Source organism: Cellulomonas hominis (assembly GCF_901521055.1).
Lineage (GTDB): Bacteria > Actinomycetota > Actinomycetes > Actinomycetales > Cellulomonadaceae > Cellulomonas > Cellulomonas endometrii.
Window position 1 is genome coordinate 1 of the sequence record NZ_CABEGA010000036.1, and the last position, 25,760, is coordinate 25,760.

The following is a 25,760-nucleotide window of genomic DNA, read 5'->3' on the forward strand; positions in this document are numbered from 1 at the left end:
ATCTCCGATGTTCGTTATTCTTGATGTATTGTGGGATGCCGCCTCGTACGCCTGACTCTCCCCATCCGCTTTCGTCGGCGGCGTCAGATGTGTATAAGCGACCGCCCCCGCCGCCGCCTCCGCCGCCGTCGTCGACGACCGGGGGCGCACCCTCGCGACCCGGTCCTCGGGCGAGACGCGCCGGCACGCCGAGGCCCTGACGCCCCTGGTCGACGCGGTGCTGGCCGAGGCCGGTGTCGCGCGCGGCGACCTCACCGCGGTGGTCGCGGGCACCGGCCCGGCACCGTTCACCGGGCTGCGTGTCGGCCTCGTCACGGCCCGGACGCTCGGTCTCGCGCTCGGCATCCCGGTGCACGGCGTCTCGTCGCTCGACGCGGTGGCGCTCGCGACGGTGCGCGCGGCGGCCGACGGCGCGGTGGACCTGGGCGACCGGGAGCTCCTCGTGGTCACCGACGCCCGCCGCCGCGAGGTGTACTGGGCGCGCTACCGGGCGGTCGTCGGCGCGGGGACCGAGCCGGGCGTCGAGCTGGTGGACGGCCCCGCGGTCGAGGCCCCGGCGGCGCTCGCGGAGCGCGGGCTGGACGGCGCCGTGCTGGTCGGCCAGGGCACCGGGCTGTACCCGGACCTGCTGCCGGCCCTCGACGGGGCGCCCTCCGACGTCGACCCCGCGGACCTGGCGCGGGTCGCGCTGACGCGGTTGGGCGTCGGCGGCGACGGCGTGACGCTCCCGACGGAGCCGCTGTACCTGCGCCGCCCCGACGCGGTCCCGTCGGCCGCGGCGAAGCGGGCGCGCGCGTGACGGGTGCCCCCGCGGACGTCGTCCTGCGCCCGCTCACCGACGCGGACCTGGACACCCTCGAGGACCTGGAGCGGGTGCTGTTCGGGGCCGGCGCGTGGTCGCGGGCGTCGCTCGCCGAGGAGCTCGCCGGCCCGGGCCGCTGGTACGTCGGCGCGCAGGACCGGGCGTCCGGCGAGCTCCTCGGGTACGCCGGGCTGTGGTTCGACGGGTACGACGGGCAGGTGATGACCGTCGGCACCCGGCCGGACGCGCAGGGGCGCGGCGTCGGCCGGCAGCTGCTCGACGCGCTGCTGGACCACGCCCGCGAGCTCGGCGCCGGGGACGTGCTGCTCGAGGTGCGGGTCGACAACGAGCCGGCGCTGCGGCTGTACGAGCGCGCGGGGTTCGAGCGGTTCGGCCGCCGGAAGGGCTACTACCAGCCCGAGAACGTCGACGCGTGGACGATGCGCCGCCGGGTCGCCCCGCCGGCCTGACGCCGGCCCCCGCGCCGGCCCCAGTTACGACGCCGGCCCCCGGGACGACACAGGGCCCCCGCCGCGTGGCGAGGGCCCTGTCGTGCCGGAGAGGTCAGATCGTGCGGGCGACGTCCTCGAAGTCGAGGCGGCCCTGGCGCGGGTGCGAGGCCGGCATGCCGAGGCCCTCGTGCTCCGCGGGGGCGGTGCCCACGTTCGCGACCATGATCGAGCGCCACGGCGTCCCGGCGAAGAGGTCGGCGTCCAGGCCGGGGGCGTCGAACCCGGTCATGGGGCCGACGTGCAGCCCAGCGGCGCGCAGGCCGACGATCAGGTAGCCGGCCTGCAGGAAGGCGTTGTCGCGGGACATCCGCTCCCGCACCGGCTCGGCGGCCGCGAAGTTCTCGCGCGCGCCCGACATGTGCGGCGCGAGGCGCGGGAGCTGCTCGTGGAAGTCCAGGTCGGCGGCGACGACGATGCTGAGCGGCGCGCGCAGCGTCTTGGCCTTGTTGCCGTCGGCCATGTGGGCGACCAGGCGCTCGCGGGCCTCGGGGGAGCGGACCAGCAGCAGGCGCAGCGGCAGGGAGTTCATCGCGGTGGGGCCCCAGCGGACGACGTCCCAGACGGCGCGGATCTGCTCGTCGGTGACCTCGCCGTCGGCGAACGTGTTCACGGTCCGGGCGGCACGGAAGACGAGATCGGCGACCTCCTTCGGGACGCGGAGCTCCGTCGGGTCGGTCGGCGTGGTCGTGTCGATGCTCATGGTCGGTTGAATCCACAACCAACCCGGGACATTCCAGTTGCCTGGGTGAACTGGGTCACACCGGGCGGCATCAGGCCACTGCGCGCGCGAACCTAAGATGGGCACCATGCCCGAAGCACCGCTCGTCCTGGGGATCGAGACGTCCTGCGACGAGACCGGGGTCGCCCTGGTCCGCGCCCACCCCGACCGCAGCGAGCTCCTCGTCGACGCGGTCGCCTCGTCCATGGACGAGCACGCCCGGTTCGGCGGGATCATCCCGGAGATCGCGTCCCGCGCTCACCTGGAGCAGATGATCCCGACCGTCGAGCGCGCGCTCGGCACCGCCGGCGTCACGCTCGCCGACGTCGACGCGGTCGCGGTCACCGCGGGCCCGGGCCTGGTGGGCTCGCTCACCGTCGGCACCGCCGCGGCGAAGGCCCTCGCGTACGGCCTCGGGGTCCCGCTCTACGGCGTCAACCACGTCATCGGGCACGCCGCGGTCGACGAGCTGGTGCACGGGCTGTTCCCGGACCGCGTCATGGCCCTGGTCGTGTCCGGCGGCCACTCCAGCCTGCTCCTGGTGGACGACATCGTCACCGGGGTCCACGAGCTCGGGTCGACGCTCGACGACGCAGCGGGCGAGGCGTTCGACAAGGTGGGCCGCCTGCTCGGGCTGCCGTACCCGGGCGGCCCCCACATCGACCGGCTCGCGCGCCAGGGCAACCCCGAGGCCATCCGGTTCCCGCGCGGCCTCACCGCCGCGAAGGACCAGGAGAAGCACGCGTACGACTTCTCGTTCTCGGGGCTGAAGACGGCCGTCGCCCGGTGGGTCGAGGCCCGCGAGGACGCCGGCGAGGAAATCCCGCTGGAGGACGTCTCGGCGTCCTTCGCGGCGAGCGTCGCCGACGTGCTCACCGCGAAGACCATCGCCGCGTGCCGCCGGCACGGGGTCGACACGCTCGTGATCGGCGGCGGCTTCTCCGCCAACTCCCAGCTGCGGGACCTCGCGGCGCAGCGGTGCGCGGAGGCCGGGATCGACCTGCGGATCCCGCCGATCAAGTACTGCACGGACAACGGCGCGATGATCGCCGCGCTGGGGGCCGCCGTGGTGCGGCGCGGGCTGCCGGCCTCGGACCTCGGGATCGGCGTCGACTCGACGATGCCGCTGGAGACCGTGACCGTCTGACGGTCGGCGCCCGGCAACCGGCACGCGACGCCCGGGCGCCCGGCGCGCGACGCCCGGCGCCCCGCGTCAGAGCGGCCGGCCCGCCCGCATCTCCGCGACGAGCGACGCCACCACCGCGTCGAGCTCGCCGGCGTTGCGCCGGGCCACCGCCCGCTGCCGCTGGTACGACGCGCCCTTGCGGAGGATCACCCGCACGGCGTCCAGCTCCGCGGAGCAGCCCAGCCGCTCGGCGACCGGCTCGAGCTCGACCAGCAGGCGGCCCACCGCGTCGGTGACGAGCTCCTCGTCGCCGGCGGCGTTCGTGATGATGATCGCGTCCATGCCGTACCGGGCGGAGCGCCACTTGTTCTCCTGCGCGAACCACGGCGGCACCGTCGGCAGCGGCTCGCCGCGGTCGAGCATCGTCGAGAAGTGCTCGACGAGGCAGTGGGTGAGCGCGGCGAGCGCCGTGACCTCCAGCAGGCTGGGGGAGCCGTCGCAGATCCGGGTCTCGATGGTCCCGAACCGCGGCGACGGCCGCACGTCCCACCGGATCTCGTCGAACGCGTCGATGACCCCGGTGTGCAGCATGTCCCCGACGTAGGACTCCAGCTGCTCCCACCGCTCGAACTGGAACGGCAGCCCGGCGGTCGGCAGCTGCTGGAACATCAGGGCGCGGTTCGAGGCGTAGCCGGTGTCCTTGCCGCCCCAGAACGGGCTCGAGGCCGACAGCGACTGCAGGTGCGCGAAGCAGGTGAGCAGCGCGCGGGAGATCGGCAGGACCTTGTCGCGGTCCTCGATGCCGACGTGCACGTGGACGCCGTAGATGAGCATCTGGCGGCCCCACCACTGCGTCCGGTCGATCAGCGTCGCGTACCGCTGCTTGTCGGTGACCTTCTGCTGCGCCCACCGCGCGAACGGGTGCGTGCCGGCGCACATCAGCTCGACGCGCAGCGGGTCGGTGACCGCCCGCACCTCGTCGACGGCGCGCTGCAGGTCCGCACCTGCCTCGCCGACCGTGCGGCACACGCCGGAGACGACCTCGACCGTGTTGAGCAGGAGCTCCTGGCGGATGGCGGGGTGCTCGCCGCCGTCGGCGGGGCGCACGGCGTCGAGCACGGTGCTGGCGACCTGCCGGAGGTCGCCCGAGTCGGCGTCGACCAGGGCGAGCTCCCACTCGATCCCGACGCTGGACCGCGCCGAGGTCGCGAACGGCAGGCGGGCGGGCGTGGTCATGCGGCGACCGGCTCGACGAGGAGCACCTGCTGCTGGCCCCCGACCCGGGTGAGGACGACGGTGGCGCTGGTCGACCCGCGCAGGTCGAGCTGGCGGCGCAGCTGCTCCGGGACGACGGCCGTCCCCCGCTTCTTGATGGTGAGGCTGCCGACGTCGCGCTCCCGGAGGTACGCCCGCAGGCGCTTGAGGCCGAACGGCATCTGGTCCAGCACCCGGTAGGCCGTGGCGTACGGCGTCGCGTGCAGCGCGTCGGAGGTCACGTAGGCGATGGTGCGGTCCACGAGCCGTCCCTGCACCTCGGCGGCGGCCTCGGCGACGAGCCCGGCGCGGATCACGGCGCCGTCCGGCTCGTAGAGGTACGCGCCGACGTCGCCGACGGGCGGGTGCGCGTGGGCCTCCGGGTCGCCCGCGCGCAGCACCGCGGAGCCACCGCCCGCGCCGAGCAGCAGCGCCGAGCGGCCGGGCCCGTCGGGGGCCAGCGGGCCGAACCACAGCCCGAGCTCCACGACGTCGCCGTCGACGGACACCCACTGCGCCTCGGCGTCGTGCGGCAGGGCGCTGTGCGGGACGCCGGGCCCGAGCTTGAGGCCGAGGGCCGGCACGCGCTCGCGCAGCGCGAGGACCGCGTCGAGCGGCGGGGAGTACGCCGCCGGGTCGTGCACCCGGCTGCCGCCCGCGGTGCGGCGGGCGGGGTCGGCGTAGACCCCGTCGATCCCCTCGGCCTCCAGGTCGAGCGCGAGCCCGTCGCCGTGCCGGACCTCGGCCTCGGGGAAGTGCCGCAGGTTCACGGTGGCGAGCGCGGCGGTCGTCTCGTCCGCGTCGACCGCGAGCACCCGCAGGCCCACTCCGGCGAACGCCATCGCGTCGGCGCCGATCCCGGAGGTCACGTCGGCGACGCGCTGCACCCCGGCCGCGACGTACCGGCGGGCGTGCCGCGCGGCGACCACGAGCCGGGTCGCCTGCTCGAGGCCGGCGGGCGTGAACAGCATGCCGTCGGCGAACTCGCCCAGCTTGTCGTGCGCGCGGGCCCGCAGGCGCGACTGCGTGAGGGCGGCGGCCACCAGGTCGGCGGCGAAGCCGTCCTTGCGCAGCCGCTCCGACAGCGCCATCGCCTGCGCGTCGTCGTACGGCGGCAGGGCCGAGAGCAGGGCCCAGCCCTCGGGGCTGAGGAGCTTCGCGAGGCCGGACTGGTCCATCCGGCGATCCTCGCACGGGCGGCCCGTGCAGCGCCGACGCGCCGGCCGGACGTCCCCACGGTGCTGGCACTCGCCTTGACCGAGTGCTAACCGCTTCCTAGAGTGCGTGTTGGCACTCTCCCAGCGAGTGTGCCAGCGCACCGCACGGCTGCCGGCACCCGCGACGACGGCCGGCCGGACGGGGCGACAAGGACATCAGGCAGCACTCACACGCGAAGGGGAGGTCCGCTGTGTCGGTCTCCATCAAGCCGCTCGAGGACCGCATCGTCGTCAAGACGCTCGAGGCGGAGCAGACGACCGCCTCCGGTCTGGTCATCCCGGACTCCGCGAAGGAGAAGCCCCAGGAGGGCGAGGTCCTCGCCGTGGGCCCGGGCCGCATCGACGACAACGGCAACCGCGTCCCGCTGGACGTGGCGGTCGGTGACAAGGTCATCTACAGCAAGTACGGCGGCACCGAGGTCAAGTACGACGGCGAGGAGTACCTCATCCTCTCCGCGCGCGACGTCCTGGCGATCGTCAGCAAGTGACACCGCCCGGGCCGTCCACGACGTGACGGCCCGGTGAGGCACGACGAGGCCCCCTCCGCACGCGGAGGGGGCCTCGTCGTCGTGTCAGGCGGCTGGAGCGGTATCGCACCGCTGTGCAGTCGCCACGGGGGACGGCCCGGAGCTGGCGCCCGGGCTCAGGAGGACGCGACGGCCACCGCGGTATCCCACCGCTGGGTGGCCGTCGCGAAGGTGGTGGGTCAGACGACCTCGGCCCGGGTGCGGCCGGCGCGGCTCGCGAGCAGGGCGGAGCGCTCGTCCTCGGACAGGCCGCCCCAGACGCCGTACGGCTCGCGCACGGCGAGCGACTGCTCGCGGCACTCGTTGATCACGGGGCAGGTGGCGCAGATGGCCTTGGCCGCCTCGGCGCGGCGACGACGCGCGGCGCCGCGCTCGCCCTCCGGGTGGAAGAACAGGTCCTGGTCGGCGTCCCGGCACGCGCCCTGGTACTGCCACTCCCAGAGCTCCATCACAGGTCCCGGAAGGCGGGAGATCTCGGCCATGTGGTCCTCCATCCCTGCGACGGCGTGTGCCGTCGGGTGAATCGTGCTGTCCGGCAGTCCGGCCGCTTCCTGGGACTGAGGTCCCTGGTGCGGCGCTGAACTGCACTGATGAGGACAGTACAACCGAGTCAGCAGTTGTTCAAGACCGTGTCGTCATCCGATCTGACGCGGTTCGCTGGCGAATCGCTTCAGGGCGCGACGCGGGTGGCCCGCAGGTGACGCGCTTGGTCCTGTCGCGCTGACCGGATCGGCCGGGGCGATGACGCGGTTCGCCCGGCGGGCCGCGCTGGAAACCGCGCCAGATCCCCGGCACAATCGACGGCAGAGCGCGCGGGGCACACCGCGCGGACGAGACGGGCGAGATGCACAAGACCGAGGACGGCGACGTGACCGGCGGCCAGGACGGCCGGCCGGAGGGCACCGCCCGCCCGGACGACGCCGCCCGCCCGGACGCCGTCGCCCGCCCGGACGTGGTCGCCCACCCCGACGACGCCCGCCCGGGTGGACCGGCCGGCCCGGGGAGTCCGAACGACCCGGGGGACGCCGCCTCCGACCCCGCGAGCGGCCCGACGCTGACCGTCGCGGCCGTGGCCGGGCGCCTCGGCGTCGCCCCCGCGACCCTGCGGACCTGGGACCGCCGCTACGGCCTGGGGCCGTCCGAGCACACCGCGGGTGCCCACCGCCGGTACAGCGCGGCGGACCTGGCCCGCCTCATGACGATGCGGTCGCTCACCCTCGACGGGGTGCCGCCGTCGGACGCCGCGCGCGTCGCGCGGGAGAGTGCCCCCGCGCAGCCGGCCCCGGTGTCGGACGTCGCGGCGGTGCGGCACCTCACCGCCGTCCCCGACATGGTCGACGGCTCCGGGGCGTCCGACGGGTCCGCCAGGTCCGACGGCGGTGCCGCGCCGGCCGACCTCGCTGGTCAGGAGCCCGCAGCCCGGCCCCTGCACCCCGCCACCCCGACCGCCGTCATCGACGCCGCGCTGCGGGCCGACGCCGGCGAGGTCACGCGCCTGCTCGCGCTGCCCCCGGACGGCGACCTCGCCCGCTGGTGGTCCGACCTCGTCGGCCCGGCCCGGGCGGGGATCGCGGCCCGGACGGTGCTGGCCCGGCCCGGCGACGAGCCCGACGCCCTGGTGGTGGCGGCCGCGCTCGCGGTGCTGCGCGCCCGCAACGGGCACGTGCCGACGCACCCGTCGCGGCGGCGCATCGTCCTCATGCTCGCGGCGCCGGGTGAACCTCGGCCGCTGTCCCTGCACGTCCTCGCCGGTGCGCTGGCGGACTCGGGGGTCGACGCCCGCGTGGTCGCGGGGCCCACCGGCCGGCACCGGCTGCTGGAGATCGCGACGATGACGACGCCGTCCGCGGTCGTGATGTCGAGCGAGCTCACCGCCCCCGACCTGGGGCTCGTCGCCGCCCTCGCGGAGCAGCACCCCGAGCTGCCGGTGTTCGTCATGGTGCCCGACGAGGCCGCCGCGACGGTGCCGCTCGGGACGCAGGTGCACCGGGTCAGGACCGTGCCGGGGCTGGTGCACGAGGTGCTCGCCGTCTGCGGCTAGACCGATCCGTGACCGCTTCACGCTAACGTCGGCGCCGATCCGGCCGATACACCGAGGGTAGCCGGATCCGCCAGGGTCCCGGCACTGGCGAGAGGCGGAGGTCGATGGCGGGCGTCGTGGTGTGCCACGGATCGACGGCGGTGCGAGAGCGCATCGTCCTGACGGCACTCGGCGTGCCCGCGCTGGCACCGGTCCGCGCGGCGGCCTCGGTCGACGAGCTGATCACGCTGGCCCGGCGCGTGCCGCCGACCATCGTGCTGCTGGACGCGCACCTGCCGTCCCCGGGCCCCGTCGAGGCGATCCGCCGGCTCCGTGCCGTGCCGTCGCAGTCGACGGTCGTCATGCTCGCGGTGCCGGGCGACGAGATCGCGCTGGACCGCGCCATCTCCCTGGGGGCGCGCGGCTACCTGGCCCCCGATGTCGGCCGGGCGGAGCTCGCCGCCGTCGCCGCGCACATCCTCGCCAGCCCGTCCGTTCCCGGCTCCGGCGGCGGTGCTGCGCACGAGCAGCTCGCGGCGCACGGCGCCGTCGGGAGCGCGCCCACGCCGGTCGTCACCCGCACGGAGCTCCCGGCCCAGAGCACCGGCCGCGACGAGGTCTCGCTGACCAAGCGCGAGGTCGAGGTGCTGGTCGGCATGAGCAACGGCCGCTCGAACGCGCAGATCGGCCAGGAGCTGTTCCTGTCCGAGGACACGATCAAGACCCACGCCCGCCGGCTGTTCCGCAAGCTCGGTGCCGCCGACCGCGCGCAGGCGGTCGCCATCGGGCTGCGCCGGGGCCTCATCCGCTGACGCGGGCGGGCTCCGCCGGTGCCCGGCGCGTCTTCACCGGGCCCTCACGGGAGGCGTCCGGGAGGCACGATCAACCGCCGTATCATCGGGGGATGACCGACCTGGGTACCCCTGGATCCGCCGCGCCTGCCGACCCGTTCGGCTTCATCGGTCTCACCTACGACGACGTCCTGCTGCTCCCGGGCGAGACGGACGTCATCCCGAGCGAGGTCGACACCACGACCCGGCTCACGCGTGAGATCTCCCTGTCGATCCCGCTCGTGTCCGCCGCCATGGACACCGTCACCGAGTCCCGCATGGCCATCGCGCTCGCCCGGCAGGGCGGCCTCGGCGTGCTGCACCGCAACCTGTCCATCGAGGCGCAGGCCCACCAGGTCGACCTGGTGAAGCGCTCCGAGTCCGGCATGGTGTCCGACCCCGTGACCGTGGGGCCCGACGCCACCCTCGCCGAGCTGGACGCCCTCTGCGCGAAGTACCGCGTGTCCGGCCTGCCCGTCGTGGACGCCGACCGCCGCCTGCTCGGCATCATCACCAACCGCGACCTGCGGTTCGTGCCCCCGGCCGAGTTCACCACCCGCCGCGTGCTCGACACGATGACGTCGATGCCGCTGATCACCGGGCCCGTGGGCATCTCGAACGACGACGCCGCCGCGCTGCTCGGCAAGCACAAGGTCGAGAAGCTGCCGCTGGTGGACGACGCCGGCCGCCTGCAGGGCCTCATCACCGTCAAGGACTTCGTGAAGTCCGAGCAGTACCCGCTGGCCACGAAGGACCCGAGCGGCCGCCTGGTCGTCGGCGCCGCCGTGGGCTTCTTCGGCGACGCGTGGGACCGCGTGTCCGCGCTCGTCGAGGCCGGTGTCGACGTGCTCGTCGTCGACACCGCGAACGGCCACGCCCGCCTCATGCTCGACATGGTGCGGCGCATCAAGGCGGACCCGGCGACCAAGCACGTGCAGGTGATCGGCGGCAACATCGCCACCCGTGCCGGCGCGCAGGCGCTGGTCGACGCGGGCGTCGACGCCGTGAAGGTCGGCGTCGGCCCGGGCTCGATCTGCACCACCCGCGTCGTCGCCGGCGTCGGCGTCCCGCAGGTCACCGCGGTGTACGAGGCCTCGCTCGCGGCGAAGCCCGCCGGCGTGCCGGTGATCGCCGACGGCGGCCTGCAGTACTCCGGCGACATCGCCAAGGCCCTCGTCGCGGGCGCCGACACCGTCATGGTCGGCGGGCTCATCGCCGGCTGCGACGAGTCGCCGGGCGACCTGGTGTTCGTCAACGGCAAGCAGTTCAAGCGCTACCGGGGCATGGCCTCGCTCGGCGCGATGCAGAGCCGCGGCGACCGCCGGTCCTACTCCAAGGACCGGTACTTCCAGGGCGACCTGAGCGACGACGAGATCATCACCGAGGGCATCGAGGGCCAGGTGCCCTACCGCGGGCCCCTCGCCGCCGTCGCGCACCAGCTGGTCGGCGGCCTGCACCAGTCGATGTTCTACGTCGGCGCGCGGACCATCCCGGAGCTGCAGGCCCGCGGGAAGTTCGTCCGGATCACGCCGGCGGGGCTGAAGGAGAGCCACCCGCACGACGTGCAGATGATCTCGGAGTCCCCGAACTACACGGTCCGCTGACGGCGCGGTCGGCTGACGGCACGACGAAGGGGCCCGGTGCTGCTGCACCGGGCCCCTTCGCGCGTCCCGGGCCGGCCGGCCCGCCGCCGAGGTCGTCACTCCTGCACGAGGTCGTCAGTCCTGCGGGACGACCTCGTGCCGTCGTGACGACCTCGACGGGCGTGCGGGTCAGTCGCGGAACGTCTCGATCCGCGCGCCCAGCTCGACCAGGCGCTCCTGCAGGCCCTCGTAGCCGCGGGCGATGATGTCGACGTTGCGGAGCACGCTCTCGCCCTTCGCCGCGAGCATCGCCAGCAGGATCACCACGGCGGGCCGCAGCGCCGGCGGGCAGGACACCTCGGCGCCCGACCAGCGCGTCGGGCCGGAGACCTGCAGGCGGTGCGCGTCGAGCAGCCGCACGTCGGCGCCGAGCCGGGTGAGGTCGGTCAGGTGGATCGCGCGGCCCTCGTAGACCCAGTCGTGCACGAGCGTGCTGCCGGTCGCGCACGCGGCGATCACCGCGAAGAACGGCAGGTTGTCGATGTTCAGCCCGGGGAACGGCATCGGGTGGATCTTGTCGAGCGGCGCGCGCAGGTCGCTCGGGTGCACCGTGATGTCGACGAGCCGGGTCCGGCCGTTGTGCGCGGTGTACTCGTCGGAGAGCGTGTAGCGCAGCCCCATCTCGGAGAGCGTCGCGAGCTCGATCTCCATGAACTCGATCGGCACCCGCCCGACCGTGATCTCGGAGCCGGTGACGATGCCGGCCGTGAGGAGGCTCATCGCCTCGACCGGGTCCTCCGACACCGCGTACTCCACGTCGGCGTCGATCTGGGCCTTGCCGTGCACGCGCAGCGTGGTGGTCCCGATGCCCTCGATCCGGACGCCGAGCAGCTCCAGGTAGAAGCACAGGTCCTGGACCATGTAGTTGGGGCTGGCGTTGCGGATGGTGGTGACGCCCTCGCGGCGCGCGGCGGCCATCAGCGCGTTCTCGGTGACCGTGTCGCCGCGCTCGGTGAGCACGATCGACAGGTTCTCGGTGCCGGGGTCGGTGACGCGGGCGAGGTACCGGCCGCCGCTCGCGGTCACGGACAGGCCGAACGGGCGCAGGGCGATCATGTGGGGCTCGACGGTGCGGCTGCCGAGGTCGCACCCGCCGGCGTACGGCAGCCGGAACTCGGACTGCTGCCCGAGCAGCGGGCCGAAGAACATGATGATGGAGCGGGTGCGGCGCGCGGCGTCCACGTCGATGGCCTCGAGGTCGAGGTCCTTCGGCACGACGATCTCGAGGTCGCGGCCGTCCGCGGACCACGTGGCGCGCACGCCGACGGAGCGCAGCACGTCGACGATGCGGTCGACCTCGACGATCCGCGCGACGTTCTTCAGCCGGGTGGTCCCGCGGTTGAGCAGCGACGCGCACAGCAGCGCGACGGCGCCGTTCTTCGAGGTGTTGACGTCGAGCCGGCCGGAGAGCTGCACGCCGCCCTGCACGCGCAGGTGCGTGTGCTGCGGGCCGCCGAGGGTGACGATCGGGGAGTCCAGGGCGGCGCCGATCCGGGTCAGCATGTCGAGGCTGAGGTTCTGCGCGCCCTGCTCGATGCGGTGCACGGCGGACTGGCTGGTGCCGAGGAGCTCGGCGAGCTGGGTCTGCGTGAGGCCGCGGTGGCGGCGGGCGGACCGGACGAGCGAGCCCACGTGGGCGAGCTGCTCGGGGAGGGTGGGAGTCACGGTCGGGAGGGACGAGGTCACCGTCGGGACGGTTCCGGTCGTCGGGGTCGTCGTGGTCACGAGGACGACGCTAACTCATGGATGAGATATCCGCGCCCCCGTGGATGAGGAGATCGTGTGTCGAGGCGCCTGACGTGCACCGACGCATCTCACGCACGGCGTCACGCGATGAGCGTGTCCTGGATCGGGCGCCCGGCGAACCGCAGGTCGCGCGCGGGGTCGTGCGCGGGTGCGACGGGCTCCGTGGTGCGCACGCGGCCGCGGCTCGGCCACACGGACTCCGCCCCCGGCCCGGTGTGCCCGCGCTCCGCCCGCCACGCGTTGAACGCCTCAGCCCACGCCTGGTGCGCGGTGATCTGGTAGTCGTGCAGCGACACGAGGTCGAGGTCGCCGAGGTGCGGGAACCGGCCGACGATGCGGTCCAGCACGTCGAGCGTCGCCACCACGTCGACGTCCGCGGTGTGCAGGCTGCCGGTGTCGACCACCTGGTACACCCCGCAGAGGTCCACGAGCTTGCGCTTGCCCGACCGGTACCGGTCCTCCGCGCGGTCGAGCACCAGGGGGTCGATGACCGGGCGCAGCGCGCCGCCGAGGCGGTCCTCGACGGTCGGCAGCCCGTGTCGGTGCAGCTCGGCCTCCAGCAGGCAGAGGTCGTAGGAGGCGTTGTAGGCGACCACCGGCGTGCCCTCGCGGACGGCCTCGGCGATCTGCGCCGCGATCTCCTCCAGCGCCACCCGCGGCGCCACGCCGTGCGTCCGCGCGTGCTCGGTGCTGATCCCGTGGATCGCGCTCGCGGCCTCCGGGATGGGGACGCCGGGGTCGATCAGCCACGTCCGGACGTGGGTGCCGGTGCGGTCCCGGCGGACGAGCGCCGCCGTGACGATCCGGTCGTGGTCCACGTCGACACCCGTCGTCTCGGTGTCGAACCCCAGCAGCGGTCCGTCGGTCCAGGTCATCCGTCCGAGCTCCTTCCCAGCGCCGCCAGCATCGCACCGGGCGCCCACACGCCCGGGGACCCGCGCCCGGCCTGTCGCGGATGCGGGGTCGCGGCGACGGGGTGAGGCTGGGAGGAGCCCGCGGACCGCGGGACCCCCGAGACGAAGGAGACGTCATGGCACGCCTGACCGGCCGCACCGTCGCGTTCCTCACGAGCGAGCACGGCGTGGAGGAGCCCGAGCTGACCGCCCCCTGGCAGGCGGTGGCGGACGAGGGCGGCACCCCGGTGCTGGTCTCCGCGGAGCCCGGCACCGTCAGCGCGGTGAACAACGACCTGGACCCGGGCGGCGACTACCCCGTCGACCGGACGCTGGACCAGGTGTCGGCGGACGACTTCGACGCCCTGGTGATCCCGGGCGGCACCGTCAACGCGGACACGCTGCGGATGCAGGAGGCCGCCCAGGGCCTGGTGAAGGCCTTCGTCGGCGCCGGCAAGCCCGTCGCCGCCATCTGCCACGGCCCGTGGACGCTCATCGAGGCCGGCGTCGTGGACGGCGTCCGGCTGACCTCCTACCCGAGCCTGGCCACGGACCTGCGCAACGCGGGCGCCGACTGGGTCGACCAGGAGGTCGTCGTGTCGCAGACCGGGGGGAGCACGCTGATCACCTCGCGCAACCCGGACGACCTTCCCGCGTTCTGCGGCGCGGTCGTGGACGCGGTCGCGGGCTGACCTCCGCCGCAGCACCCGCCGGCGGGAGACCGGCGCGGGCGCCCGCCCCGGGGTGGGCCGCCCGCGCCGGTACCCTGGGCCGGTGAGCAACGAGATCGAGATCGGCCGCGGCAAGCGGGGACGGCGCGCATTCTCCTTCGACGACGTCGCGGTCGTCCCGTCCCGGCGCACCCGGGACCCCGAGGAGGTGTCCGTCGGCTGGCAGATCGACGCCTACCACTTCGAGCTGCCGGTGCTGGCCGCGCCCATGGACTCCGTGATGAGCCCCGCGACGGCCGTCGCGCTCGGCCGCGCGGGCGGGCTCGGCGTGCTGGACCTCGAGGGCCTGTGGACGCGGTACGAGGACCCGGAGCCGCTGCTCGCGCAGATCGCGGAGCTGCCGGCGTCCGAGGCGACCGCCCGGATGCAGGAGCTGTACTCCGCGCCGATCGACCCGGAGCTGATCCGCCGCCGCATCGGGGAGATCCGCGAGGCGGGCGTCACGGCCGCCGGCGCCCTGTCGCCGCAGCGCACCCAGGAGTTCTGGAAGGACGTCGTCGACGCCGGGGTCGACCTGTTCGTCATCCGCGGCACCACCGTGTCCGCCGAGCACGTGTCGGGCCGCGCGGAGCCGCTCAACCTCAAGCGGTTCATCTACGAGCTCGACGTCCCGGTGATCGTCGGCGGCGCCTCCACCTACACCGCGGCCCTGCACCTCATGCGCACCGGTGCGGCCGGCGTGCTGGTCGGCTTCGGCGGCGGCGCGGCGCACACCACCCGGGTGTCGCTGGGCATCCACGCGCCGATGGCCACCGCGGTGGCGGACGTCGCCGCGGCACGCCGGGACTACCTCGACGAGTCCGGCGGCCGGTACGTGCACGTCATCGCCGACGGCGGCGTCGGGCGGTCCGGCGACCTGGTCAAGGCGATCGCCTGCGGCGCGGACGCGGTCATGCTCGGGGCGGCGCTCGCCCGCGCGACCGACGCCCCCGGCCAGGGCTGGCACTGGGGCCCCGAGGCGCACCACCCGCACCTCCCGCGCGGCGAGCGGGTGCAGGTCGGCCAGGCCGGGACGCTGCAGCAGGTGCTGTTCGGTCCGGGCCACACCGCCGACGGCACGCTCAACCTCATCGGCGCGCTGCGCCGGGCGATGGCCACCACCGGCTACTCGGACCTCAAGGAGTTCCAGCGCGTGGAGATCGTCGTCTCCCCGTACCAGCCGCGCTGACACCGGCGCCGCGACTCCGGCGCACGGCACCCGGCGCACGAGGGCCGCTCTCCCCGCGGGGGAGGGCGGCCCTCGTCGTGTCCGTCCCCGCGCTCCGGGATGCCCGTTCGGGTGTGTGTTTGAGTCCGTATGGGTCTGGCTGGTTGCGATTTCCGGACCGGATCGGGCATGCTGGTCGCGCAGCACCCGCCGCCGGGGACGTCCCGGTGCACACTGGGAACCACACGACCACGACGGAGTCGACGTGTACGCAACGGAGCGCCAGCAGCAGATCCTCGCCGCCGCGCGGCGGGACGGCCGCGTGGACGTCGCCTCCCTCGCGACCGCCCTGGACGTCACCCCGGAGACCGTCCGCCGCGACCTCACGGTGCTCGAGCGGCACGGACTGGTGCGCCGGGTGCACGGCGGCGCGATCCCCGTCGAGCAGCTCGGGTTCGAGCCGGGCCTCGCCCAGCGGGAGGGCCTGCTCGCGGGGGAGAAGGACCGCATCGCCAAGGCGGCGCTCGACGAGCTGCCCGACGGCGGCGCGATCGTCCTGGACGCCGGCACGACCACGGTCCGGCTCGCGGAGCTGCTGCCCACCGACCGGGAGATCACCGTCGTCACGCACGCGCTGCCCGTCGCGACCGTGCTCGCCACCCGCCCCGGCATCACGCTGCACCTGGTCGGCGGGACCGTGCGGGGGCGGACGCTGGCCGCCGTCGGGACGTGGGCGCTGCGGGAGCTCGGCGACATCCGGGTGGACGTGACGTTCCTCGGCACCAACGGGCTCAGCGCCGAGCACGGGCTCACCACGCCCGACCTCGCGGAGGCGGCGGTCAAACGGGCGCTGGTCCGGGCGGCCAGGCGCACCGTGGTGCTCGCCGACCACACCAAGCTGGGCCGCGAGGACTTCGCGCACGTCGCGGACCTCGCGGAGGTGGACACCCTCATCACCGACTCGGGCGTCGCGCCGGAGCTCGCGGACGAGATCGAGGCCGCCGGCCCCCGGGTGGTGCGGGCATGATCGTCACGCTGACCCCCAACCCGAGCCTGGACCGGGCGCTGCACCTGGAGCGGCTGGAGCCGGGCGAGGTGAACCGCGCCGTCGCGACGCACCAGCACCCCGGCGGCAAGGGCATCAACGTGTCCCGGGCGCTCGCGGCGCACGGCGTCGCGTCCCGGGCGGTGCTGCCCTCCGGCGGCCCGGACGGTGCCGAGCTGGTGGCGCTGCTCGCCGCGCAGGGCGTCGACGCGCGGCCGGTGCCCGTGGCCGGGGACACCCGGTCCAACATCACGCTCACCGAGTCGAGCGGCGCGACCACGAAGATCAACGCGCCCGGCGCCGCGCTCGCGCCCGCCGAGGTCGACGCGCTGCTGGCGGCCGTCGAGGCCGAGGTGACCGTCGGCGCCGACGCGGTCGTCGCGGCCGGCAGCCTGCCCGCGGGCCTCGACGACGCGTTCTTCACCCGGGTCGCCGACCTCGGTGCCCGCCACGGCGTCCCGGTCGTCCTCGACACCTCCGGCGCGCCGTTCGCGGCCGCGGTCCGGCACGGCGGGCTGGCGCTCGTGAAGCCCAACGACGAGGAGCTCGCCGACCTGGTGGGGCAGGACCTCACCACCGTCGGCGACGTGCTCGACGCGGCACGGTCCGTGCGGGCGCTGGGCACCGACGCGGTCCTCGTCAGCCTGGGCGCGCACGGCGCCCTGCTCGTCGCCGACGGCGGGTCCTGGTGGGCCGGCGGACCGGCCCTGGTCCCCGTGTCCACGGTCGGCGCCGGGGACTCCACGCTCGCCGGCTACCTCGCCGCCGCGGGCGCCCCCGCCGACCGCCTGCGTCGCGCCGTCGCCTGGGGGCGCGCCGCCGTCCTCCTGCCGGGCAGCGCGGTCCCGCGCCCGTCCGACATCCGCACCACCGAGGTCGCCGTCGTGGCCGACCCCGACCCCGCACTCGCACTCAAGGAGCTCTGACATGAGCCAGCCGCTCACCTCCGCCGACCTCGTCGGCGTCGACCTGGTCGCCCGCGACCGCGACGACGCCACGCGTCAGCTCATCGCCCTGCTGGCGGCCGCCGGCCGCGTCACCGACGCCGACGGGTTCCACGCCGACGTGCGCGCCCGCGAGGCGCAGATGGCCACCGGCATGCCCGGCGGCGTCGGGCTGCCGCACGCCCGCTCGGAGCACGTCACCGCGCCGAGCCTCGCCGTCGGCAAGCTGCACGACCCGGTCGACTGGGGCGCCCCGGACGGCCCCGCCACGCTGGTGTTCCTCATCGCGGCCCCCGCGGGCGGCGACGCCGACCACCTGCAGATCCTGGCCGCCCTGGCCCGCCGCCTCGTTCACGAGTCGTTCCGGCGGTCGCTGCTCGACGCCCCCGACGCCGCGACGGTGGCGGAGATCGTCACGCGAGAGGTGGTCCCGTCATGAAGTTCGTCGCCGTCTCCTCGTGCCCCACGGGGATCGCCCACACGTACATGGCCGCGGAGGCCCTCGAGCAGGCGGGCAAGGCCGCCGGGCACGAGGTGCACGTCGAGACGCAGGGCGCCGCCGGGTCGACCCCGCTGGACCCCGCGATCATCGCCGCGGCCGACGGCGTCATCTACGCCGCGGACCTCGAGGTGCAGCACCGCGAGCGGTTCGCAGGCAAGCCGTTCGTCGACGTCGGCGTCAAGAAGGCGGTGCACGACCCCACGGGCGTGCTCGCGCAGGCCGTCGCCGCCGTCGAGCAGGGCCCGGCGGAGCCCACCGCGGCGTCGGCCGCACCCGCGGCGGCCGCGGGCGCTCCCGCGACGCGGGCGGACGCCGGCGCCGGGGTCGGCACCCGGGTGCGCCAGTGGCTGATGACGGGCGTGTCGTACATGATCCCGTTCGTCGCCGCGGGCGGGATCCTCATCGCGCTCGGCTTCATGATCGCGCAGGCGGCGTGGGGCGAGACCGGTGCGGTCCAGGTCACGCAGGTCCCCGTCGAGGACCTCATCTCCAGCTTCAGCATCGCCTCCGGCCAGGACTGGGCGGTGCTGCTGTACCAGACCGGCGGGGCCGCGTTCGCGTTCCTGGTGCCGGTGCTGTCCGGGTTCATCGCCTACGGCATCGCCGACCGGCCCGGCCTGGTGCCCGGGTTCGTCGGCGGCTCGATCTCCGTGCTCGTCGGCGCGGGGTTCCTCGGCGGCCTGGTCACCGGCTTCGTCGCCGGGTTCCTGGCCCTGTGGATCAGCCGGTGGCGGGTCCCGAAGGGCGTGCGCGGCGTGATGCCGGTCGTGGTCACCCCGCTGCTGTCGTCGCTGGTCACCGGGTTCCTCATGTTCGTCGTGATCGGGCGGCCGATCGCGAACCTGATGGACGGGCTGACGAGCTGGCTGAACGGCCTCTCCGGCTCGAACCTCATCCTCATGGGTGCGCTGCTCGGCGCGATGATGGGCTTCGACCTCGGCGGCCCGATCAACAAGGTCGCCTACACGTTCGCCGTCACGGGCCTCGCGACCGAGGGCCTGGCCACCGACGCGGTGCAGTACCGGATCATGGCGGCGGTGATGGCCGCGGGCATGGTCGCGCCGCTGGGGATGGCGCTGGCGACCTTCGTCCGCAAGCAGCTGTTCACGCACGCCGAGCAGGAGAACGGCAAGGCGGCGGTGCTCCTGGGGCTGTCGTTCATCTCCGAGGGCGCCATCCCGTTCGGGGCGGCCGACCCGTGGCGCGTCATCGTGTCCTCCCTCGTGGGCTCCAGCGTGACGGGGGCGCTCACCATGGCCGTCGGCTCCGGCCTGCGCGCGCCGCACGGCGGCGTCTGGGTGCTGCCGCTGATCTCGAACCCGCTGGGCTTCCTGCTGGCGGTGGCCGTGGGCACGGTGGTCACGGCCGGGATCGTCGTCGTGCTCAAGGGCCTCAAGCCGAACCCGCTCGTGCAGGCCGAGCGCGCCGCCGACGCCGCCGCGACGCCGGCCGCCCAGCCCGCCGTCGCCTGAGCCACGCGACGCCGGGACCTCCGACCCACTCCCGCCCCACTTCGCAGAGGAACGCTCTTCCGATGACGACACGAGCCGAGACCACCCGACAGGCCGCAGCCGGCACGGTGCTCCACGGGGCGGGGGTCGGCCGGCGCGCCGCCGTCGGGCCGGTGGTGCGGGTGCAGCCCGCGCCCGCCGTCCCCGGGGACGCCCCGGTCGTGCGGGACGGGCTCCCCGTCCCGGCCGACGACGTGCCGGACGCGGTGACGGCGGCGTTCGCCGCGGTCGCCGCCGGGCTGCGCGACCAGGCCGACCGGTCCACCGGGACGGTCGCCGAGGTGCTCGGCGCGACCGCGATGATGGCCGACGACCCGGCGCTGCAGGACCAGGTGCTGGCCCGCGTGCGCGGCGGCGAGCCGGCCGTCGCGGCGATCGACGCGGTGGTCGGGACGTTCGCGGCGATGTTCGAGCAGGCGGGCGGGTACCTGGCCGAGCGGGTCACCGACCTGCGCAGCGTGCGGGACCGGGTCGTCGCGCGGCTCGCGGGGCTGCCGGCCCCGGGCGTCCCGGAGCTGCGCGAGCCGTCCGTCGTCGTCGCGCGGGACCTCGCGCCCGCCGACACCGCCGCCCTCGACCTGGCCCGGGTGCTGGCCCTGGTCACCGAGGAGGGCGGCCCCACCGGGCACACCGCGATCATCGCGGGCCAGAACGGCATCCCGTGCGTCGTGCGGGTGACCGGTGCGGGGGAGCTCGAGGACGGCGTGCAGGTCGCGGTCGACGCCGCGGCCGGCACCGTCACGGTCGAGCCCGACCAGGCGCTGCGGTCCGCGCTGGAGACCCGCGCCGCCGCCGAGCTGGCGCTGGAGTCCGACACCGCGCCCGGGGCCACCGCCGACGGGCACCGCGTGGCCCTGCTGGCGAACATCGGCACCGCGGAGGACGCCGAGCGGCTGGCCGACGCGGCCGTCGAGGGCGTGGGGCTGTTCCGCACCGAGGTGCTGTTCCTCGGCCGCCAGCAGGCGCCGACCGTCGACGAGCAGGCCACGGCGTACGCCCGGGTGCTGCGGGCGCTCGGCCCGGACCGCAAGGTGGTGGTCCGGACGCTCGACGCGGGCGCCGACAAGCCGCTGGCCTTCGCCAACCTCACGGCGGAGGAGAACCCCGCGCTCGGGGTGCGCGGCTACCGCCTCGTCCGGTCGGCGCCCGACCTGCTGACCGACCAGCTCACCGCGCTCGCCCGCGCGGGCCAGGAGACCGGCACCGAGCCGTGGGTGATGGCCCCGATGATCGCCACCCCCGCGGAAGGCCGCGCGTTCGCGGAGGCGGCCCGGGCCGCCGGGATCCGCACCGCCGGCGTGATGGTCGAGGTCCCCGCCGCCGCGCTGCGGGCGGGCGCCGTGCTCGACGAGGTGGACTTCGTCTCGCTCGGCACGAACGACCTCGCGCAGTACACGATGGCGGCCGACCGGCTCCGCGGCGAGCTCGTGGACCTGCTCGACCCCTGGCAGCCCGCCGTGCTGGAGCTCGTCGCCGCCACCGCCCGCGCGGGCGCCGAGCACGGCCGGCCGGTGGGCGTCTGCGGCGAGTCGGCGTCCGACCCGCTGATGGCCCTGGTGCTCACCGGGCTGGGCGTGACGAGCCTGTCCATGTCGCCCGCCGCCCTGCCGGCCGTCCGGTTCGCGCTCCGGCAGCACACCCTCGAGCAGTGCCACGCGATGGCCGACGCTGCGCTGGGGGCGGTGGACCCGGCGACCGGCCGGGCGGCGGTCGCGGCGCTGCTCGACGCGGAGGCGCGGGCGACGCTGGGGGTGTGAGGGGCGCGCGTGCGAGCGGCGCGCGTGGTCAGACGCGTGCGGGCGAGCGGCGGCGGGTGCTGTCCGGGGTCTCGCCGATCACCCGGCGGTAGCGGCGCGTGAAGTGCGCCTGGTCGGTGTACCCGAGGTCGGCGGCGAGCGCCGCGAGGTCGGTGCGCGGGTCGGCGTACAGCGTGGTCGCGGCCGTCTGCAGCCGCCGGCACTCGATGAGCCACTTGGGCGTCACGCCGGTGTGCTGGCGGACCACCCGGCTGAGCGTCCGCACCGTCACGCCGAGCGCGTCGGCGAGCTGCGAGACGCGCAGCACGTCGGCGTGCTCCTCGGCGACCCGGCAGGCCTCGTTCGCGAGCCGGCCCGCGTCGTCGACCCGCGGCGCCACGGGGCGCAGCCAGTCGTCGAGCACGGGGGCGACGGCCCGCGGGGCGCCGGGCGCCGCCATCGCCGCCGTGACCTCGGCGAGCGGGGCGGACGGCAGCGGCTCGTGCCGCCCGGCGAGCCGCACCGCGTCGGTGGTGGTGAGCAGCCGGGTCGCGGCGGGCCGCAGCAGCACGCCGACCACCCACGACCGCCCGGTGAGCTCCTGCACGGCGAGCACGCGGTCCGGCCCGTGCAGCTCCGCGCGCCCGGGCTGGAGCACGACGTTGCCGGTCGGGTAGGTCAGGACGCGCTGCGGCCGGGTGTCGCCAGCGGGGACGTCCCAGCGGGCCACCCAGACGTGCCGCACCAGGTCGTGGAGGCCGTCGAGGCCGAACCGGTCGAACGCGACCTCGGCGTCGCCCGGGTTGAGGTGCCCCGCCGACCCGACCACGTCGCCCCGTCCCCTGTCCCGTTCGTACAAGACCCGTGCCGCCCGGCGCGGGACGGTGGACGCGTGACCGACAGCACCGCGCCCGCCACGGGCACCCACACCACCGACGGCGTGCCGCACGGCGTCACGTCCCTCACGCCGCACCTCGTCGTCTCCCCGGCGACCGCGGCCCTGGAATTCTACGAGCGGGCGTTCGGCGCGCGGGTGCTGGACGTGACGCGGATGGGCGACGTCGTCGGGGAGGCGTCTCTCGACCTCGGGAACGGCCGGTTCACCGTGAGCGACCCGATGCCGGCGTACGGGATCGTCGCGCCCGACCCCGCCGCCGCGACCTACTCCCTGGCGCTGCACGTGCCGGACGTGGACGCCGTGGTGGAGCGGGCGGTCGCCGCCGGGGCGACCCTGCGGGAGGCGTCGACGACGTTCGTGTCGGGCGATCGCTTCGGCTCGGTGCTGGACCCGTTCGGCGTGCGCTGGACCGTGATGACGCGGGTGGAGGACCTGTCGCCCGAGGAGAGCGCCCGGCGCGTGGCCCGGTGGGCGGCGGAGCAGGGCTGAGCCGGCCCGCGCGTGCCGCCGGGGCGCCCGGAGGACGCGCGCCGTAGCCTGGCCGCATGGTGCCCGACCACGGCGTGCTGGACCCGGAGACCGACCCGCTCGCCACCTTCGTGCTGGAGCCCGACGACCTGCGCACGCTCGCCTCCCGGGTGGTGTCCTCGCCCGGTGCGGGCACGCGCACGCACCACGCACCGTGGACCGGTGCCCCGCTCGCGTCGCTGGCGCAGTCGACGCCCGAGGACGTCGCCCGGGCGGCCCGGCGGGCGCGGGCGGCGCAGCACCTGTGGGCCGCGACACCCGTCCGGCGGCGCGCCGCGCTGCTGCTGCGGGTGCACGACCTGCTGCTGCACCGGCAGACCGACGTGCTGGACCTGGTGCAGCTCGAGACGGGGAAGGCGCGCGCCGCGGCGTTCGAGGAGGTCGTCGACGTCGCGCTGCTCGCCCGGCACCTCGGGGTCCGCGCGCCCCGCTACCTCGCGCCGGAGCGGCGTGCCGGGGTGGTGCCGGGGCTGACGTCCGTGCGGGTGCGGCACGACCCTGCCGGCGTCGTCGGCGTGGTCGCGCCGTGGAACTACCCGCTGAGCCTCACGCTCGGTGACGTGCTCCCGGCGCTCGCGGCCGGTGACGCCGTGCTGCTGCGGCCGGACCCGCAGACGCCGCTGACCGCGCTGTGGGCGGTGGAGCTGCTGGAGGACGCGGGCATGCCGCCCGGGCTGGTGCAGGTGGTGCTCGGTGACGGGCCGACCGTCGGCGCCGCCGTCGTGGACCACGTCGACCGCCTCGTGTTCACGGGGTCGACCGAGACCGGCCGTGCGGTCGCCGCGCGCGCGGGGGAGCGGCTGGTGCCGAGCACCCTGGAGCTCGGCGGGAAGAACGCGCTGTACGTCGCCGACGACGTGGACGTGGAGGTGGCGGCCGAGGGTGCCGTGCGTGCGTGCTTCGGCGGGACCGGCCAGCTGTGCGTGTCGGTGGAGCGCGTGTACGTGCACGAGGCCGTGGCGGACGCGTTCACCGCGGCGTTCGCCCGCCGCACCCGGGCGCTGCGCGTCGGCACGGGGCTGGACTACCGGGCGGACGTCGGGTCGCTCACGTCCGCCGAGCAGCTGGCCCGCGTGGTCGAGCACGTCGAGGACGCCCTGTCCGGCGGTGCGCGGGTGCTCGCGGGCGCGGTGCACCGCACGGACATCGGGCCGTACGTCTACGAGCCCACGGTGCTGGAGGGGGTGGGGGAGCACGCGCGGGCGCTCCGGGAGGAGACGTTCGGCCCCGTGGTGGCCCTGTCCCGGGTGGCGTCGGACGACGAGGCCGTGGCGGCCGTGAACGACTCGGTCTACGGGCTGAACGCGTCGGTGTGGACCCGCTCGTCGCGGCGGGGGGCGGCGATCGCGGCGCGGGTGCGCGCCGGCACGGTGAACGTCAACGAGGGGTACGCCGCCACGTGGGCGTCGGTCGCGGCGCCGCAGGGCGGGACCGGCGCGTCGGGCTGGGGGCACCGGCACGGCCGCGAGGGCCTGCTGGCCATGACCACGACCCGGACGGTGGCGGTGCAGCGGCTGGCGCACGGGGTCCGGGTCGCCGGCAGGACCGTCGTGCCGCCGCTGGGCGTCGGGCGTCTGCTCGGCGCGGAGCCGGAGCGGTGGACCGCGACGGCCGCGGGCGTGCTGCACGCGGCGCGGCGGGTGCGCCTGCGCTGAGCAGCCGCCTCGGAACCGCCCGCCTCAGCGCGCCGGCGCCGCCACGGGGGTCCCCGGCGCGGGCGTCCCGGGTGCCGAGGGCGCCGACGGCGCGGCGGCCGCGTCGCCGGCCTCGAACTGCACCCGGTTCCTGCCCTGCCGCTTCGCGCGGTACAGCGCGGCGTCGGCGCGCGCGGCGAGGGTGTGCGCGGCCTCGCCCGGCAGGGCCATCGCGCCGCCGAGGCTCATGGTCACCCGCAGGTCGGGCGACAGCTCGTGCCAGGCGTAGCCGGCGATGACGCTCCGGATCCGCTCGCACACCGCGGCCGCCTGCTCCCGCGGCGAGTCGAGCAGGACGAGCGTGAACTCCTCGCCGCCGACCCGGGCGACGACGTCCCCGACCCGCACCGCCGCGGTCATGATCTGGGCGACCCGGCGCAGCACCTCGTCGCCGACGGGATGGGAGTGCTGGTCGTTGACCGACTTGAACAGGTCGAGGTCGGCGACCACGTAGGCCAGGTCGGTCTCCTGCCCCAGGCGCGCGGCGAGGATGGCGTCCAGCCCGCGCCGGTTCAGCAGGCCGGTCAGCGGGTCGTGCGCCGCGTCGTGCTGCAGCGTCTCGTTGAGGGCGGCGAGCTCGGACGCGCGCTTGCGGGCCTGGTCGCGGGCCTGCCGGACGCGCTCGACGTCGAGCTGGGCGTTCACGACGATGCCGCGGCGCTCGGCGGCCTGGTCGCGCTGCAGCATGACGGCCTCGTGGTACCGGCGGTGGGTCTCGAGGGCGGCCCGCAGGTCGCCGGCGTCCTCGTGCACCTGCACCAGCTCGAGCAGCACGTCGGCGCGCTCCATCGGCCGCAGCGACTGCTCGGTCAGCAGCAGGCCGGCGGACAGGGTGGCGCGCGCGCCCGCGTAGTCGCGGCGCAGCCGCAGCAGGCGCCCGTGCGCGGCGTGGTAGCGGATCGTGAGGTAGCGCGCGGCGACCCGGGGGAGCGCGACCGCGACCTCCCGCAGGGCGGCCGAGGCCAGGTCCAGGTCCCCGCGGGCCATGTACGCGCGCGCGAGCCGGACCCGCGCCTCCGCGGCCATGCGCGGGTTCCCGGTGTTGCCGCCGTCGGCGTCCGGGACGCCGTGCGCGGCCTCCAGCCCCTGGGTCGCGAGCGACACCGCCCGGTCGGCCAGCGCCCGGGACCGGACCGGGTCGGACGCCGCGAGGGCCTCGCTCTCGTCCGTGTCGAGCTTCGCCAGGCCCGACAGGGTCGCGCAGGTGCCGTCCGGGCGGTCCAGCGCCGGCCAGAGCCGCGCGGCCTCGTCCAGCAGCTCCCGGGCCTTCTCCGGGAACCGGTTCATCGAGATGTACGTGTCGGCGAGGTTGTTCAGCGCCGCGGCCAGGCCCTCGGTGTCGTCGAGCTCGCGGCGGATCGCGAGCGACCGGTCGAGCAGCTCCAGGGCCGACACGTTGTCCCCGAACCCGTTGTAGACGGCCGCGAGGCCCTGCAGGAGTCGCCCCTCCCACGGGCGCAGGCCGTGGGTGGTGCTCAGCTCGAGGGCGCGCTCCATCGCGGCGAGTGCCAGCGCGTCATCACCCAGGAGGTGGTGCGCCCAGCCGCCGTTGTACTCGAGCTCGATCTCCACCGGCACGGCGTGCTCCGCCCGAGCCCGGTCCAGCAGGTCGGGCAGGGCGGCGACGCACAGCGCAGGCGCGGCGTCGCACAACCGGTCGATCCGGTCGAGCTCCGAGCGCCACGAGGACCGGGGGTCCCCCTGCGCCGCTCGGGCAGTCGTCATGAGAGCCGTAT

Annotated in this window: 23 protein-coding genes and 1 pseudogene; 16 read left to right on the top strand and 8 right to left on the bottom strand. The window is 75.5% G+C overall.

Translation table 11 applies throughout. The features are described 5' to 3' along the window. Positions 1–112 precede the first annotated feature (112 nt). Both tsaB and rimI read left to right on the top strand, forming a co-directional pair. A pseudogene (tsaB, locus tag KJP73_RS19265) lies at positions 113–799 on the top strand (tRNA (adenosine(37)-N6)-threonylcarbamoyltransferase complex dimerization subunit type 1 TsaB); the annotation flags it as partial. Next, positions 796–1,272 carry a ribosomal protein S18-alanine N-acetyltransferase gene (gene rimI / locus KJP73_RS19270; RefSeq protein ID WP_249669296.1) on the top strand — a complete coding sequence of 159 codons (477 nt, stop codon included), beginning with the start codon at positions 796–798 and terminating at the stop codon, positions 1,270–1,272. The pseudogene tsaB and the gene rimI, both read left to right, overlap by 4 nt. A gap of 94 nt (positions 1,273–1,366) precedes the next feature. Here rimI and KJP73_RS10495 read toward each other — a convergent pair whose 3' ends face one another. Further along, on the bottom strand, positions 1,367–2,014 hold the full coding sequence (locus KJP73_RS10495; protein WP_213282807.1) for a malonic semialdehyde reductase: 648 nt from the start codon (positions 2,012–2,014) through the stop codon (positions 1,367–1,369). 106 nt (positions 2,015–2,120) lie between these two features. Here KJP73_RS10495 and tsaD point away from each other — a divergent pair, with 106 nt between their 5' ends. Beyond that, positions 2,121–3,179, top strand: a complete 1,059-nt coding sequence (gene tsaD, locus KJP73_RS10500) for a tRNA (adenosine(37)-N6)-threonylcarbamoyltransferase complex transferase subunit TsaD (RefSeq protein ID WP_213282808.1) — start codon at positions 2,121–2,123, stop codon at positions 3,177–3,179. Positions 3,180–3,245: 66 nt separating this feature from the next. Here the strand turns inward: tsaD and KJP73_RS10505 are convergent, their stop codons facing one another. Both KJP73_RS10505 and KJP73_RS10510 read right to left on the bottom strand, forming a co-directional pair. After that, positions 3,246–4,394: a glutamate--cysteine ligase gene (locus KJP73_RS10505; protein ID WP_213282809.1), complete on the bottom strand. Its 1,149-nt coding sequence runs from the start codon at positions 4,392–4,394 to the stop codon at positions 3,246–3,248. Beyond that, positions 4,391–5,590, bottom strand: a complete 1,200-nt coding sequence (locus KJP73_RS10510) for a class I SAM-dependent methyltransferase (protein ID WP_213282810.1) — start codon at positions 5,588–5,590, stop codon at positions 4,391–4,393. Before KJP73_RS10510 ends, KJP73_RS10505 begins: the two co-directional genes overlap by 4 nt. Positions 5,591–5,820: 230 nt before the next feature. Between KJP73_RS10510 and groES the strand changes: the two genes are divergently transcribed. Beyond that, positions 5,821–6,117, top strand: coding sequence for a co-chaperone GroES (groES, locus tag KJP73_RS10515; protein WP_213282811.1), 297 nt, complete (start codon positions 5,821–5,823; stop codon positions 6,115–6,117). 218 nt (positions 6,118–6,335) lie between these two features. Here groES and KJP73_RS10520 read toward each other — a convergent pair whose 3' ends face one another. Then, the gene (locus KJP73_RS10520) at positions 6,336–6,638 is read right to left on the bottom strand and encodes a WhiB family transcriptional regulator (protein ID WP_213282812.1); all 303 of its coding nucleotides are present in this window, start codon (positions 6,636–6,638) and stop codon (positions 6,336–6,338) included. 362 nt (positions 6,639–7,000) lie between these two features. On the opposite strand from KJP73_RS10520, the gene KJP73_RS10525 reads away from it, so the two are divergent. The 3 genes from KJP73_RS10525 (at position 7,001) to guaB (ending at position 10,610) form a co-directional block, all read left to right on the top strand. Continuing rightward, a complete protein-coding gene (locus tag KJP73_RS10525; protein WP_213282813.1) occupies positions 7,001–8,197 on the top strand; it encodes a MerR family transcriptional regulator in 1,197 nt (398 codons plus the stop codon). Between the two features lie 140 nt (positions 8,198–8,337). Next, on the top strand, positions 8,338–8,988 hold the full coding sequence (locus KJP73_RS10530; protein ID WP_249669298.1) for a response regulator transcription factor: 651 nt from the start codon (positions 8,338–8,340) through the stop codon (positions 8,986–8,988). 92 nt (positions 8,989–9,080) lie between these two features. Further along, entirely contained in the window at positions 9,081–10,610 is a 1,530-nt protein-coding gene (gene guaB, locus KJP73_RS10535; RefSeq protein ID WP_213282815.1) for an IMP dehydrogenase, read from the top strand. Positions 10,611–10,778: 168 nt separating this feature from the next. Here the strand turns inward: guaB and KJP73_RS10540 are convergent, their stop codons facing one another. Together KJP73_RS10540 and KJP73_RS10545 are read right to left on the bottom strand one after the other, a co-directional pair. Continuing rightward, positions 10,779–12,314, bottom strand: coding sequence for a helix-turn-helix domain-containing protein (locus tag KJP73_RS10540; protein WP_213282842.1), 1,536 nt, complete (start codon positions 12,312–12,314; stop codon positions 10,779–10,781). A 161-nt stretch (positions 12,315–12,475) separates the two neighbouring features. Further along, entirely contained in the window at positions 12,476–13,270 is a 795-nt protein-coding gene (locus KJP73_RS10545) for an exonuclease domain-containing protein (protein WP_213282816.1), read from the bottom strand. 155 nt (positions 13,271–13,425) lie between these two features. Between KJP73_RS10545 and KJP73_RS10550 the strand changes: the two genes are divergently transcribed. The 7 genes from KJP73_RS10550 to ptsP all read left to right on the top strand — a co-directional run bounded on the left by KJP73_RS10550 (position 13,426) and on the right by ptsP (position 20,925). Further along, on the top strand, positions 13,426–13,980 hold the full coding sequence (locus KJP73_RS10550) for a type 1 glutamine amidotransferase domain-containing protein (RefSeq protein ID WP_213282817.1): 555 nt from the start codon (positions 13,426–13,428) through the stop codon (positions 13,978–13,980). A gap of 82 nt (positions 13,981–14,062) precedes the next feature. Further along, on the top strand, positions 14,063–15,187 hold the full coding sequence (locus KJP73_RS10555) for a GuaB3 family IMP dehydrogenase-related protein (protein ID WP_213282818.1): 1,125 nt from the start codon (positions 14,063–14,065) through the stop codon (positions 15,185–15,187). 244 nt (positions 15,188–15,431) lie between these two features. Further along, positions 15,432–16,193, top strand: coding sequence for a DeoR/GlpR family DNA-binding transcription regulator (locus KJP73_RS10560; RefSeq protein WP_213282819.1), 762 nt, complete (start codon positions 15,432–15,434; stop codon positions 16,191–16,193). Further along, entirely contained in the window at positions 16,190–17,137 is a 948-nt protein-coding gene (pfkB, locus tag KJP73_RS10565; protein ID WP_213282820.1) for a 1-phosphofructokinase, read from the top strand. The genes KJP73_RS10560 and pfkB overlap by 4 nt, the downstream gene beginning before the upstream one ends. A 1-nt stretch (position 17,138) precedes the next feature. Continuing rightward, entirely contained in the window at positions 17,139–17,594 is a 456-nt protein-coding gene (locus tag KJP73_RS10570) for a PTS sugar transporter subunit IIA (RefSeq protein WP_213282821.1), read from the top strand. Further along, on the top strand, positions 17,591–19,129 hold the full coding sequence (locus KJP73_RS10575; RefSeq protein ID WP_213282822.1) for a PTS fructose transporter subunit IIC: 1,539 nt from the start codon (positions 17,591–17,593) through the stop codon (positions 19,127–19,129). The genes KJP73_RS10570 and KJP73_RS10575 overlap by 4 nt, the downstream gene beginning before the upstream one ends. Positions 19,130–19,191: 62 nt before the next feature. Further along, positions 19,192–20,925 carry a phosphoenolpyruvate--protein phosphotransferase gene (ptsP, locus tag KJP73_RS10580; RefSeq protein ID WP_213282823.1) on the top strand — a complete coding sequence of 578 codons (1,734 nt, stop codon included), beginning with the start codon at positions 19,192–19,194 and terminating at the stop codon, positions 20,923–20,925. Positions 20,926–20,953: 28 nt separating this feature from the next. On the opposite strand, the gene KJP73_RS10585 is transcribed toward ptsP, so the two are convergent. Next, positions 20,954–21,733: an AraC family transcriptional regulator gene (locus KJP73_RS10585; RefSeq protein ID WP_213282824.1), complete on the bottom strand. Its 780-nt coding sequence runs from the start codon at positions 21,731–21,733 to the stop codon at positions 20,954–20,956. A 63-nt stretch (positions 21,734–21,796) separates the two neighbouring features. Between KJP73_RS10585 and KJP73_RS10590 the strand changes: the two genes are divergently transcribed. Together KJP73_RS10590 and KJP73_RS10595 are read left to right on the top strand one after the other, a co-directional pair. Continuing rightward, positions 21,797–22,291: a VOC family protein gene (locus KJP73_RS10590; protein ID WP_213282825.1), complete on the top strand. Its 495-nt coding sequence runs from the start codon at positions 21,797–21,799 to the stop codon at positions 22,289–22,291. A 56-nt stretch (positions 22,292–22,347) separates the two neighbouring features. Further along, a complete protein-coding gene (locus KJP73_RS10595; protein WP_213282826.1) occupies positions 22,348–23,985 on the top strand; it encodes a succinic semialdehyde dehydrogenase in 1,638 nt (545 codons plus the stop codon). Positions 23,986–24,009: 24 nt separating this feature from the next. On the opposite strand, the gene KJP73_RS10600 is transcribed toward KJP73_RS10595, so the two are convergent. Further along, a complete protein-coding gene (locus KJP73_RS10600) occupies positions 24,010–25,749 on the bottom strand; it encodes a tetratricopeptide repeat-containing diguanylate cyclase (protein WP_213282827.1) in 1,740 nt (579 codons plus the stop codon). Between the last annotated feature and the right edge of the window lie 11 nt (positions 25,750–25,760).